The sequence below is a fragment of the Janthinobacterium sp. BHSEK genome, assembly GCF_056174685.1.
Genome location: NZ_JBWBYV010000046.1, coordinates 1 through 12,350 on the forward strand (window position 1 = coordinate 1; position 12,350 = coordinate 12,350).

A 12,350-nucleotide genomic window follows, 5' to 3' on the forward strand; every position below is an offset into this window, starting at 1 on the left:
ATTCTTCTATTTGTCATGGCTTATAACGCTAGGGAAATTGAACTGCACCACTCTACACCACTTCGGTGAACTCTGAAACCGCCAAATTGTCTACGTGCATCAATCGTTAGTCATTTTGCCAGTGTGGAGAGAGAGAGCCGGAGATAGACCGGATACGAGGACTACAAGTTCCACAAACAAAAACGCCAACCGGTGATGGTTGGCGTTTCGTCAAGGATGTTCTTGGTGGCCCGGGGCGGAATCGAACCACCGACACAAGGATTTTCAATCCTCTGCTCTACCGACTGAGCTACCAGGCCAAGGCGGCGAATTATAGCAGAAAGACTTTCCACCTGACCAGAGCTAGCTGTGTTCAAATGCAACAGATGGCCAAAACATGGTGTTTTGGCATCCTTGTATGAGCTGAAGGGATGTGGCGATGCGGCGACGTATTGGAGTGCAGGGCCTGGCGGCTGCGGGCTTGTTCAGTTTGTTTTGCGGTACGGCGCGGGCCGACGGGCTGGCCGATCTGAATGCGGCGCTGGCGCGCTTGCAGGGCCAGCTGCCCATCAAGGCGCAGGTGGAATCGAAAACCTGGCGCCGCGAGGGCGAGGGCAAGGCGGCGGAAGAGGATAGCGGCCAGGCCACTGTCGCTGTCGAGGGCGGACCGGCGGGCTTGCAAGTGCTCTACAGTAAGGAGGTGCTGGCAAAAGTGGAGGCCGAGCAACGCGCCAGGGTGAAGGATCCGAAGGCCAGGACGCCGATCGGTTTTGCTTTGGGGGAAATGAAGGCGACAGAGCTGCGTTCCATGGTGTCGGCGGCCGATTCCCTGTCGCGCGAGATCGAGGAAGCCGTGTTCAGCGGCGAGAAGATGGATAGCTACAAGGGCAAGCCGGCGCGCCTGCTGAGTTTTACCTTGTCGCTCGACAAGGTATCTGAGAAAGACCGCAAGTATGTGAAGAAGTTCGAGGGCGGCATCGAGGTGTGGATCGCCGCCGACGGCACGCCGCTGGCCAGCCATTTTCACTTCGATGTCAGCGGGCGCGCCTTTGTCGTCGTCAGTTTTACGCAAAAGACGGACGAGACGCGCCAGTATGGCGTCAGCGGCGACCATTTATTGTTGCTGCGCAAGGAAAGCAAGAATGCCACTGCGGGCGCGGGCGAGAAGGTGGAAAGCAAGATCGTCAAGACCTTGCAGCTGCAGTCCTGACTTGTTGCAGAATCACGCAAGCCGCTGATCCAGCGGCTTTTTTTACATCGCCGAGCTGCCGCCCAGGCCGCTCTTTTGCAGCACGCAGCGCCCCGCTTCGCAGACGGCGCCCGGGTCCGTGACGATGGAGCAGGTCGACATCATGCCGTCCGCCTGCTGCTGCTTGCGGCTGGCCTCGGCTTGCGCCTGGGCCAAGGCCTTGAGTTTTTTGCCGTCATTGTCCTTGCTGGACCAGGCCAGGTAGCGCTCGGGGCCGCCGCAGGCCTTGGCGCCGATGGCGATGGTTTGGCATTGCTGCGTGGAATCGCAGGCGGCGGCGCCCACTTCCGCCTGGATTTGCGCCAGCAAGCCGGCATTGCCGGGCGCGGGCGGCGCATCTTGTGCGGGGGCGCTGCCGCAGGCACTGGTGGCCAGCAGCAGGATGGCGGCGCACGCGGTGCGCAGCAGGGCGGAGCAGGGAGGTGTATGCATGCCCTCATCATGTGCCACGCTTGCCCAAATGGCAAGCGCGATTCGCGCGCTGGACGATCCTTGACGCCGGTCATTTTCATTATCAAGCCGTCAAAGTTAATATAAATCAACATCCAATCAGCGATGGTCGGGTGGCGACCGGGCCGCCGCGCTGCATTCCCGCGCCGGCGTGCACCGCCGATTCGGGAATGCTTCCAGGAGTTAGACTATGCGCCGTACCCTCTCCCCCTTTGTCTTTATCGCCAGCCTCGCTTTCAGCGGCACGCTGCACGCCGCCAGCAAGGAGCCGATCCAGTCCATCACGGCCGCCAAGGTGGCCAATCCGGCCATGGTCGAACTGGGCAAGAAACTGTTTTTCGATCCGCGGCTGTCGCGTTCCGGCTTCATTTCCTGCAATAGCTGCCATAACCTGAGCATGGGCGGCACGGATAACATCAAGACGTCGATCGGCCATAACTGGCAGCGCGGACCCATCAACTCACCGACGGTGCTCAATGCCAGCATGAACGTGGCGCAATTCTGGGATGGCCGCGCCAAGGATTTGCAGGAGCAGGCGGGCGGCCCCATCGCCAATCCGGGCGAGATGGCTTTTACGCACGAGCTGGCCATCGACGTGCTGGCCTCGATTCCCGCCTACCGCGCGGAATTCCGGCAAGTGTTTGGCCAGGATAAATTGACCATCGAGCAAGTCACGCGCGCCATCGCCGGCTTCGAGGAAGTGCTGGTGACGCCCGGTTCGCGCTTCGACCAATGGCTGATGGGCAAGAAAAGCGCGCTGACGAAAGACGAGCTGGCTGGCTACCAGCTGTTCAAGTCCAGCGGCTGCATCGCCTGCCATAATGGCCCCGCCGTCGGCGGCAATACCTTCCAGAAGATGGGCGTGGTGGAACCGTACAAGACGGCGATGACGGCGCAGGGACGCTCGGCCGTGACGGGCAAGGATGCCGACCGCTTCAACTTCAAGGTGCCGACCCTGCGCAACGTGGAGCTGACGTATCCCTACTTCCACGATGGCGAAGCGGCCACCCTGACGCAGGCCGTCGACGTGATGGGCCGTTTGCAGCTGGGCCGCACGTTTGCGCCCGATGAAAACGCGCAACTCGTCGCCTTCCTGAAAACCCTGACGGGCAAGCAGCCGCACCTTGTGCTGCCGATTTTGCCGCCATCGAGCGACACGACGCCGCGGCCCGTGCCGTTTGACTGAGTGCTTGTGGTGGGTGTGGTGTCGGATTACGCCCTTGCGGGCTAATCCGACCTACACCTTAGCGAGTAGGTCGGATTAGCGGCGCAGCCGCGTAATCCGACATTTTTTGTTGATATCGCTTATTTCAACGTACGATTGAACAGCTGATAGATGCGGCGGTACTCGTCATACCACGCTTCCGGCTGCACGAAGCCGTGGCGCTCCATCGGGTAGCTGGCCATTTCCCAGTTGTCCTTTTTGAGCTCGATCAAGCGCTGCGCCAGGCGCACGGAATCCTGGTAAAACACGTTGTCGTCGATCATGCCGTGGGCGATCAGGAGGTTGCCCGTCAGTTTGTCCGCGTATTCGATGGGCGACGAGATTTTATACGCCTGAGGATCGACGTCCGGCGTGTTCAGGATATTCGCCGTGTACTCGTGGTTGTAGGTGGTCCAGTCCGTCACGGGACGCAGGGCGGCGCCGGACTTGAAGATTTCCGGCGCGCGCATCAGGGCCATCAGGCTCATGAAGCCGCCATAGCTGCCGCCATAGATGCCCACGTTCCGGATGTCGCCCTGGTGCTGCTGCGCCAGCCAGTTGGCGCCGTCGATGAAATCTTCCAGTTCCGGGTGGCCCATCTGGCGGTAGATGGCCGTGCGCCAGGCGCTGCCGTAGCCGAGCGAGGCGCGGTAGTCGACGTCGAGCACGATATAGCCCTGCTCCACCAGCAGGTTGTGGAACATCTGTTCGCGGAAATACACGGGATAGCGCTGCGTCACGTTCTGCAGGTAGCCGGCGCCGTGCGCGAACATGACGATCGGATAGCGCTTGCCCGCTTCCAGCTGCTTTGGCCGGTACAGCTTGGCCCAGATGGGCGCCGCGCCATGCGTGGATGGCACTTGCACCAGTTCCGGCATGACCCAGTTGCGCGCCTTGAAGGCGTCGCTGCGCGTATCGGTCAGGATAGTCGCCTTGCCGCCAGAGACAGGAATGGTCGCCAGCTGGGCCGGCATATAGCTGCTCGAGTAGCGCAGCAGCAGCTTGCCGCCATCGGGCGACAGGCCGAAGTTTTCCACGCCTTTCAGATTCGTCACTTCGCGCGCGCCGCCCTCTTTCACCGTGCTGGCACACACTTCATACGTGCCCGGCGCCTGCCGGTTGCACATAAAATAGGCAGTCTTGCCGTCGCGGCTCCATTCGACGGCGCTCACTTCCCATTGGCCTTGCGTCAATGCACGCGCGGGCGCGGCGCCCGTTTTTGCGTACAGGTGGGCGTAGCCGCTTTCCTCGGACAGATACCACAGGGTGGCGTTGTCGGGCAGCCAGCCGAATTCCTCGGCGCGGCGGTTGACCCAGGCCGTGTCGCTGATGCGGTGCGCCGGAACCAGGGAGGCGTTGGCCAGGTCGACGGTGGCGAGCCAGCCGTCCTTGTTGTCGATGGCGCGCACGCGCACGGCCACGCGCGAACCGTCATCGGTCCAGGCGATGCCGTCGCGCTGGGCGTCGATGCGCACGGCACGGTTGCCTTTCAGCGGCGGCAGCTTCTGTTCGGCGCGCAGGCCGGCCAGCGGGTCGGTGGCGATGCCGGGCAGGCTGTCGAAGGCGATCTCGCGTACCTGGCCCGTGCGCAGGTCGGCCAGTTTCAGGCTTTGCGCGATCGGCATGTTGCGGCCCACGCGCGTGCGCTCGTCGTCCGCTTCCGGATAGCCCGTTTCCGTGACGTAGCGGGCCAGTTTGCCCAGCTTGCCCTTTTCGGCGGCCTTGTCCTGCGTGACGAACAGCAGCCAGCGGCCGTCCGGCGACAGGGCACTGCCGGAAATGGTCACTTTGTCGCCCAGGTAGATCGGTGCCGGCGCGCGCGTGGCGTCCAGGCGGCGCTCTTCGTGGCGGCGCTCGCGGCTGGCGTCGCGGTCGTCCTTCTGGCGCGCCAGGTTGACGATCAGGCGCAGCTGCAGCTCGCGCAGGGCGTCCGCTTCCGGCTTGGCGTCCGGGTCCTTGGCCGCGCGCAGCAGGGCGACGGGCGCGCTCAGGCGCTCCGCGCGGCTCCAGCTGAACCAGTCGCTGCCGCTGCGGTATTGCACGGCGCCGCCGTCGGCGGAATACTGCGGGTCGCTGATGGCGGACACGCCGCGCGTGATCTGGACCAGGGCGCCGTTTTTCAGGTCGCGCTCGAACAAGTCGCCGTTGCGCAGCAGGATGGCGCGCGTGCCGGCCCGGTTGACGACCATCTGCTGGCCATCGAGGTTCGCCAGCTGCGCATCGTCGACCTTCTTGCCGCTATTGAGTTTCGCATGCGCGCCCGCTACGTGAAACGTGTCGCGCAGGGGCGAACCGAGGCGTTTTTGCTTGTAATACAGCTGGCCATTCCAGCCCCACCATGCCGCTTCGACGGGTGTGCCGATCCAATCGGAATCGGCCATGGCCTGGTCCAGCGTGATCGGCGTGGGCGCGGTGGCGGAGGGGGCCGCATGGGCGGCGGGCGGCAGAGATAGCAGCAGGAGCGGCAGCAGGGGAAGAACCAGACGCATCGGGGATCGCTTTAATAAAAGGGGATGGTGAAGGTACAGGCTATGAGGCCGGTATTCTAGCGGAGGAGTTTCGTGCAGGAAATGTCGGAAAGCTAAGCTTGATGCCGGGCCAGCCAGGCGGGAAAATCGTCGAGCGGCATCGGCCGCGCATACAGGAAGCCTTGCAAGCCGTCGCAATCGTGGGCGATCAGGAAGTCGGCTTGCGCCTGCGTTTCCACGCCCTCGGCCACGACGCGCAAGCCCAGGTGGCGCGCCATGGCCAGGATCGCCTGCACGATGGCCGTGCCGCGCGCGTCGTGCGGCGTGTCGTCGATGAAGCGCTTGTCGATTTTGAGTTCGTACAGCGGCATCGAGGTCAGGTAGGCAAGGCTGGAATAGCCGGTGCCGAAATCGTCGATGGAAAAACGGATGCCCAGGTCCGCCAGTTCGTGCATGCGCGCCAGCGAGGCGTCGCGCTGGTCGATCAGCAAGCCTTCCGTCAGTTCCAGGATCAGGGTGCCCGCCGGCGTGCCGTGTTCGGCCAGCGCCGCCTGCACGCGGGCGGCGAAATCGGGCTGGCGGAACTGGGCCGGACTGACGTTGACGGACAGGGGGGCCGGCTGGCCAGCCTGCGCCAGCAGGCTGGCGGCGCGGCACGCTTCGCGCAGGGCCCAGTGCCCGAGCCTGACGATCAGCCCCGATTCCTCGGCGATGGGGATGAACACGCCGGGTGCGATAAAGCCGCCGTCCGCCTGCGGCCAGCGCATCAGCAATTCGGCGCCCGTCAAGCGGCCATGGCGGTCAACCTGCGGCTGCACGTGCATGCACAATTGCCCCAGGTCGAGGGCGCGCGCCAGCGCCCGTTCAAGGGTCAGGCGGCGCTCCACGCCCGCCTGCATGGCCGCTTCAAAGAAGGCGATGCCGTTGCGCCCTTCCGCCTTGGCGCGGTACATGGCGATGTCCGCTTCGCGCAGCAGGTCGTGCGCCTGTTGGCCCGCTTTCGGCAGCAGGGTCACGCCGATGCTGGCGCTGCAATGATAGGACTGCGCGCCGATGTCGAAGTCGCGCGCGATGGCGGCGCGGATTTTCTCGGCCACCTGGGCCGCCGCGCGGGCGGCGTTGTCCAGGTCATCGGCCAGGTGCGCCAGCAGCACGACGAATTCGTCGCCGCCGATGCGCGCCACCGTGTCGGCCTTGCGCATCAGCTGCGCCAGCCGTTCGCCCGCCAGGCGCAGCAGCGCGTCGCCCGTGGCATGGCCGCGCGCGTCGTTGATGTGCTTGAAGTGGTCGAGGTCGATGAACATCAGCGCGCTGATGGTATGGCCGCGCGGCGCGGCGGCCAGCAGGTGGCCGATGCGGTCCATCAGCAGGCGCCGGTTGGGCAAGCCCGTCAGCACGTCGTAGAAGGCCAGGCGGTGGATGTCCGCTTCCGATTTCTTGCGCTCGTCGATCTCGCGCTCGACGGCCACCCAGTGCGTCTGCCTGCCGTCCGCATCCGTAAACGGCACCAGTTCCGCTTCGACCCAGTACGCCTTGGCGGCCTTGTTGTAGTTCAGTAATTCCGCCCTGGCTGGCTGGGCGCGGGCCATGGCGGCGGCGATGCGCGCCAGTTCGCCCGTATCGGTGGCGGGGCCCTGCTGGAACAGCAGGCTGCGGCCCAGCACCTCGGCGCGCGCATAGCCGCTGCTGCGCTCGAAGGCGTCGTTGACGAAGATGATGCGCGTGGCCGGCGCCGCGCCCGTGCCGGCGGGGGCATCGGCCACTTCGGCGATCATCACCATGTCGTTCAGGCGGGCCAGCGCCGTGGCCGTCAGGCGCAGCTCGGCGTTCAGCTGCGACAAGGCCTGGCTGCTGTCTTCCAGGTGGCGCAGCAGAAAGGCGCAGGACAGAGTCAGCACGGCGGCGATAAACAGGAAGTTCAGGGCCACGATCAGCGCGCGCAGCACGGGAGAATCGGGCGTGCCCGGCAGGCGCAGGGCGACGTCGGGATGCAGGCCGAGGAAAAAGATGGTCAGCGTGGTCAGGACCAGGGTCGACAAGGCGGGCCGCATGCCCAGCAGCAGTGCCGCCAGCACGGGCATGAGCATCATGTAGATCTGGCTGACGGGACCGATTTTCAGCAGCAGGCCCACGCCCACCAGGTAGGCGACGATCAGGAATTGCCACACGCGCCAGCGGTAGGACATGGCGCGACTATGCCAGATGGCGCCGATCCAGCCGATGGCCAGCAGGTCGAGGGCGACGATGGACCAGATCGCTTCGCTCGCGGCCAGCAGTGCGCTGGGAATGGCCGTGATGACGCCAAGCAGCAGCACCGCCTGCAACAGGCGGGTAAAGACCTGACCGCGCCAGTGTGCGAGATCGTTCGACGCCGCCACGCTGCCGTCCTTTCTCCAGAATGCCGTATAACCGTACTGAGCTGTAGGTTGATTAAATACTACGCGCTATCTTTCTCCATGTCATCTTGATCATTAAACATGGTTGCATGCGTGGCGGCGTGTTGCCGGCGAAAAAAAGCCAGCCTTTCGGCTGGCGTTGTGCAGCGAAGCGCATGCAGGCGCGTCGAAGCGGCGCTTATTTTTTCGGCGCGCTCAGGCACTCTTTCATGAAAGCCTTGCGCGCGTCGCCCTTCATGTCCTTGGCGTCGGCATTGCACGCCTTCATCTTGTTTTGCTGCGTCATGGCCGGCGCCGGCTTGGCGCTCAGGCATTCCTTCATGAAGGTCTTGCGTTCATCGCCTTTCTTGCCGGCGGCATCCGCATTGCAGGTGGTCATCTTCGACTGTTGCGCCGTCTTGGCGGCGGGCGCCGCTTCCGGTGCGGCGGCAAAGGCGGTGCTGGCAAACGCGGCGGCGATGCAGAGGGCGATTAATTGTTTCATGGCAAATCCTTGTAGACGCAGTCAGTGGAAGGGGACGTGCAAGCGGCAGACAACTGCCGATATGCAAAACGTAACTAACTATATGACATTTATCAACAAAATTTCCACTCGAGTGTTTCTTTTTGTTACTGGCCGTTGTCAAGTGCCTGCCCGCTGGCCAAGGCAGCCATGTTGCGGCGGCAGCGGCCCCTTTTTTTGCTATGCTAGCGTCTTTCCACCGGCCGATGCCGCTGCCTTGGCCGGGCGCACCCTCAATACGGAGTAGTTATGGTCTCGTTGCAAGAGCAGTTTTTAAAGGCCGGCCTGGTCGACAAGAAGAAGGTCAAACTGGCCAACCAGGACAAGAGCAAGCAAAAAAAGGACGAGCGCAAGAGCGGCACGCAAAGCGTCGACGAAGTGCGCCTGGCCGCGCTCGAGACGCAGCGCAAGAACGCGGAACGCGCGCGCGAACTGAACGCCCAGCGCGACGCGGCCGCCAACCAGAAAGCCATCGTGGCGCAAATCGCGCAAATGGTGCAAAAGAACCGCCAGAGCAAGGGCAACAACGGCGACGTGCCTTACAATTTCACTTTTAACAACAAGATCGAGCGCATCTACGTGACGGCTGCCGTGCAGGCCCACCTGGTGGCGGGCCGCCTGGTGATCGTCTGCCTGGGCGGCGCCGTGGAACTGGTGCCGCGCATCATCGCCGACAAGATCGCCGAACGCGACCCGGCCATCGTCGTGCGCGTGAAACAGGCCAGCACGCAAGTGGACGAGGATGATCCGTATGCGGCGTTCCAGATTCCGGACGATCTGATGTGGTAAGAACCACGTGGCTGCCGCAGGCGGCCGCCTTGCGTGATTCAAAAACGCCAACCCGAGGGTTGGCGTTTTTTTTGCGTTAATTCGGTGCGACAGGTAGGCCAAATCCGGCGGGTAGTCGCCCGAGGATTTCGCCAGTGGTGCCGGAGTAAAAAATGATGCCCGCCATATTCCCGGCAAGGTAAATGCTCCGTATTGTTTTCATGTCCGTCCTGTCCGGGGTGAACTCGGACTGGTAGAAATCATAGACAAGGTAAGGCGACGCCACCTTCATCACGAGCAGCGCCTTCAAGGCGGGCAGCTCTTTTTGCGCGACGGCATTTTCCATCGTCAACTGGATCGCAGGTATCTTGCTGGATTGGAAATTGTCGCGCTTAGAATCCAGGAACGGGATGCGATTGACGGCAATTCCCAGTCTGGTCGTGTCGGTTTCTTCTATCGGGTATTTCGCGCGATAGCTGCCAGGTCCCTTATATGGATCCTTTGAGTTCAGTTTGGAACTCAACTCAAATTGATCCAGGCCGTTATATCGCAGTTTGTTGGCCTCATAGTCAGGCGCGCCGATGCCATTCAACTCAAAAGAGTAAGGCAAGACAAAGAGCTGTACTTTTCCCGTATCCGCATTGAAGTCGTAGCCGATGGCGTGTGAGGTTTGTCCGTTTCTTTTGACCGGCGCCGTAAACGCAAACCAGTCATTCATGCTTGAGTTGCCGACGATTTTTTCGTCCAAGGCCGCGGCCTTTCTGCGGTTGTAATCAGCCGTCGATTCGAATTCCCCTTTTTTGTCTGCCACGAACTTTTGTATTGCTGCTACGGCTATGCCAAGCGGCAAGCCAGGATAGTCGGGATCGATGCGGTCGCTTGCGAGCATCTGCATGGAAAATGTCGGCGCTGCCAGTCTTTTTTCCGATGGTATGAGCGGGATTGCGCTCCGGTGTTCTTGCTGTGCGGCATTCAAGGGCGAGGCCGCCTGTCCTGCCACTTGCGCAGGCTGCGCCAGGCCAGTATTGGCAAGGGCACTGGCGACCGCCAGTAGTAACCATCGTTTCATGCTCATTTTCCTGAATGCGGATGTTGATATTGATTTAACAGTAACACACTTCCCGCAAGGAAAATTTGCCTGTCGAGGATGCTGGCGTCCTGCGCCATGGCGCGCGATGATGATCTGAAGACGATGTGATGGGGTGACAAACAAAAACGCCACCCGAAGGTGGCGTTTTTGAACGTGAAACGAATTCTTGGTGGCCCGGGGCGGAATCGAACCACCGACACAAGGATTTTCAATCCTCTGCTCTACCGACTGAGCTACCAGGCCAAGGTGGCGAATTATAGCAGACCAAAACGGGAATGCAAGAGCCGGCTGCGACTTTTCCTGCATTTCCAGGATTCACACTCCGTTACTTGCGTGTGGGTCAAATATGATTTGATATAAACGGTATTTTTCTCAATAAAGGAAGGGCGCATAGTGTGGCCATCGTTACCGACTTGAGAGGATTACCGCATGCACGCCACTACCCAACACACCGCCATCCCTGAAATCGGTCTGGGCACCTTCCGCCTGCAGGGCCAGGTCGTCATCGATTCCGTCACGACGGGCCTCGACGTCGGCTACCGCCATATCGATACGGCGCAAATCTACGGCAACGAAGCCGAAGTGGGCCAGGCGATCGCGGCCAGCGCCGTTCCGCGCGACGCGCTGTTCGTCACGACCAAGATCTGGATCGACAATCTGCAGCGCGACAAGCTGATTCCCAGTTTAAAAGACAGCCTGCACAAGCTGCGGCTGGAGCAGCTGGATTTGACGCTGATTCACTGGCCGTCGCCGCAAGATGCGATTCCCGTGGCCGACTACATGACGGCGCTGGCGGAAGCCAAGGCGCAGGGGCTGACCAAGGCCATCGGCGTATCGAATTTCACGAATGCGCAGCTGCGGCAAGCCATCGATACCGTGGGCGCGGCGGAAATCGCCACGCAGCAGGTCGAGATCCACCCCTTCCTGCAAAACCGCAAGGTCATCGAGTTCGCGCGCAGCCAGGGCATCCACATCACGGCCTATATGCCGCTCGCGTACGGCAAGGTGGTCGCCGACCCCGTGATCGCGGCCATTGCAGCCAGACATGGCGTGACGCCGGCGCAAGTGGCCTTGAGTTGGTCGCTGCAGCAGGGCTTTGCCGTGATTCCGTCGTCGACCAGGCGCGCCAACCTGGAAGCGAACCTGCATTTCCAGCGCATCACCCTGTCGCCGGACGAGATGGCGCAGATGGCCACCCTGGAACGGGGCGAGCGCCTGGCCAACCCGGACGGCCTGGCGCCGCAGTGGGATTGATATGGGCGCCATGACGAAGCTGGGCCAGGGCGGTTTCAGTATCGGCCTGGAACTGCCGCTCGACAATGACTGGTCATCGACGGGGCGCCAGGCGAATGCGGCCTGCGGCCGCGTGCCGGGTGAGCCGGACCTGCAACAGCATGCGGCGCTGGCAAAGCTGGCCGACCGCCTGGGATTCCGGGCCCTGTGGCTGCGCGACGTGCCCCTGTACGATCCGTCGTTCGGCGACGCGGCCCAGGTCTTCGAGGTGTTTACCTATCTGGGCTACCTGGCCGGCATCACCGAGGACATCTTGCTGGGCACGGCCGCCGTGGTGCTGCCGCTGCGCGAACCGGTGCTGACTTTAAAAGCGGCGGCCAGCGTCGACCAGTTGAGCGGCGGACGCCTGCTGCTGGGCGTGGCCAGCGGCGACCGGCCCGTCGAGTATCCCGTCTTCGGCCGCGACTTCGATCAGCGCGGCGCCGCCTTCCGCGAGCAGGTCGCCATGCTGCGCGACTGGGGAGATATGCGCCTGCCGCCCGGCATCCGCCTGCTGCCCAAGCCGGCCGCACCGTTGCCGCTGCTGGTGGCGGGGCTGGCGCAGCAAACGCCGGCCTGGATAGGCGCGCAGATGGATGGCTGGCTCGCCTATCCGGGCACGCCGGAAGACCATGCCCGGCGTTCCGCCCAATGGCGGGCCGTGGCCGGCGGCGACAAGCCGTATGTCAGCTTCATCCACCTGGACCTGGATGAGGATCCGACCTTGCCGCTGCAGCGCTTCCGCTTCGGCGGGCGCGCGGGGCGCGATGGACTGATCGCCGAGCTGCACGCCATGCGCGCGGCCGGCGTGCGGCATATCGGCCTGCAGCTGCGGCAGAACCGCCGCCCGCTGGCCGAGACGATGCAGGAGATCGGCGAATACGTGCTGCCCGTGTTTCATGGCGCCGCTTGACCTGGGGCATGCGTTCTGTACTTCCGGACTAGCTGAAAAGGGTGGGGCAAACGCTATAA

General features: G+C 62.8%; 10 protein-coding genes and 2 tRNA genes. 5 read left to right on the forward strand and 7 right to left on the reverse strand.

What is annotated here, in order from left to right:
• Positions 1-223: 223 nt before the first annotated feature.
• A tRNA-Phe gene (locus tag AC0V2Y_RS16505) sits at positions 224-299 on the reverse strand.
• A gap of 119 nt (positions 300-418) precedes the next feature.
• Here AC0V2Y_RS16505 and AC0V2Y_RS16510 point away from each other — a divergent pair.
• Positions 419-1,189 carry a hypothetical protein gene (locus AC0V2Y_RS16510; RefSeq protein ID WP_475414534.1) on the forward strand — a complete coding sequence of 257 codons (771 nt, stop codon included), beginning with the start codon at positions 419-421 and terminating at the stop codon, positions 1,187-1,189.
• Between the two features lie 42 nt (positions 1,190-1,231).
• Here AC0V2Y_RS16510 and AC0V2Y_RS16515 read toward each other — a convergent pair whose 3' ends face one another.
• Complete coding sequence (locus tag AC0V2Y_RS16515) at positions 1,232-1,660, reverse strand: hypothetical protein (RefSeq protein WP_475414535.1); 429 nt, start codon at positions 1,658-1,660, stop codon at positions 1,232-1,234.
• Between the two features lie 208 nt (positions 1,661-1,868).
• Between AC0V2Y_RS16515 and AC0V2Y_RS16520 the strand changes: the two genes are divergently transcribed.
• A complete protein-coding gene (locus AC0V2Y_RS16520; protein WP_475414536.1) occupies positions 1,869-2,864 on the forward strand; it encodes a cytochrome-c peroxidase in 996 nt (331 codons plus the stop codon).
• 119 nt (positions 2,865-2,983) lie between these two features.
• Here the strand turns inward: AC0V2Y_RS16520 and AC0V2Y_RS16525 are convergent, their stop codons facing one another.
• The 3 genes from AC0V2Y_RS16525 to AC0V2Y_RS16535 all read right to left on the reverse strand — a co-directional run bounded on the left by AC0V2Y_RS16525 (position 2,984) and on the right by AC0V2Y_RS16535 (position 8,230).
• Complete coding sequence (locus AC0V2Y_RS16525) at positions 2,984-5,371, reverse strand: S9 family peptidase (protein ID WP_475414537.1); 2,388 nt, start codon at positions 5,369-5,371, stop codon at positions 2,984-2,986.
• Between the two features lie 92 nt (positions 5,372-5,463).
• Entirely contained in the window at positions 5,464-7,728 is a 2,265-nt protein-coding gene (locus AC0V2Y_RS16530) for a putative bifunctional diguanylate cyclase/phosphodiesterase (protein ID WP_475414538.1), read from the reverse strand.
• A gap of 196 nt (positions 7,729-7,924) precedes the next feature.
• Complete coding sequence (locus tag AC0V2Y_RS16535; RefSeq protein WP_070292445.1) at positions 7,925-8,230, reverse strand: PsiF family protein; 306 nt, start codon at positions 8,228-8,230, stop codon at positions 7,925-7,927.
• Between the two features lie 267 nt (positions 8,231-8,497).
• On the opposite strand from AC0V2Y_RS16535, the gene AC0V2Y_RS16540 reads away from it, so the two are divergent.
• Complete coding sequence (locus AC0V2Y_RS16540) at positions 8,498-9,037, forward strand: DUF2058 domain-containing protein (RefSeq protein ID WP_070223805.1); 540 nt, start codon at positions 8,498-8,500, stop codon at positions 9,035-9,037.
• Positions 9,038-9,113: 76 nt separating this feature from the next.
• Here the strand turns inward: AC0V2Y_RS16540 and AC0V2Y_RS16545 are convergent, their stop codons facing one another.
• Together AC0V2Y_RS16545 and AC0V2Y_RS16550 are read right to left on the reverse strand one after the other, a co-directional pair.
• Positions 9,114-10,085: a hypothetical protein gene (locus tag AC0V2Y_RS16545; RefSeq protein ID WP_475414539.1), complete on the reverse strand. Its 972-nt coding sequence runs from the start codon at positions 10,083-10,085 to the stop codon at positions 9,114-9,116.
• Between the two features lie 188 nt (positions 10,086-10,273).
• Positions 10,274-10,349, reverse strand: a tRNA-Phe gene (locus tag AC0V2Y_RS16550).
• A 186-nt stretch (positions 10,350-10,535) separates the two neighbouring features.
• On the opposite strand from AC0V2Y_RS16550, the gene dkgB reads away from it, so the two are divergent.
• Both dkgB and AC0V2Y_RS16560 read left to right on the forward strand, forming a co-directional pair.
• Positions 10,536-11,360 (forward strand): 2,5-didehydrogluconate reductase DkgB, encoded by an 825-nt coding sequence (dkgB, locus tag AC0V2Y_RS16555; RefSeq protein ID WP_475414540.1) that lies wholly within the window; start codon positions 10,536-10,538, stop codon positions 11,358-11,360.
• Between the two features lies 1 nt (position 11,361).
• Positions 11,362-12,291: an LLM class oxidoreductase gene (locus AC0V2Y_RS16560; RefSeq protein ID WP_475414541.1), complete on the forward strand. Its 930-nt coding sequence runs from the start codon at positions 11,362-11,364 to the stop codon at positions 12,289-12,291.
• The last annotated feature ends 59 nt before the right edge of the window (positions 12,292-12,350 follow it).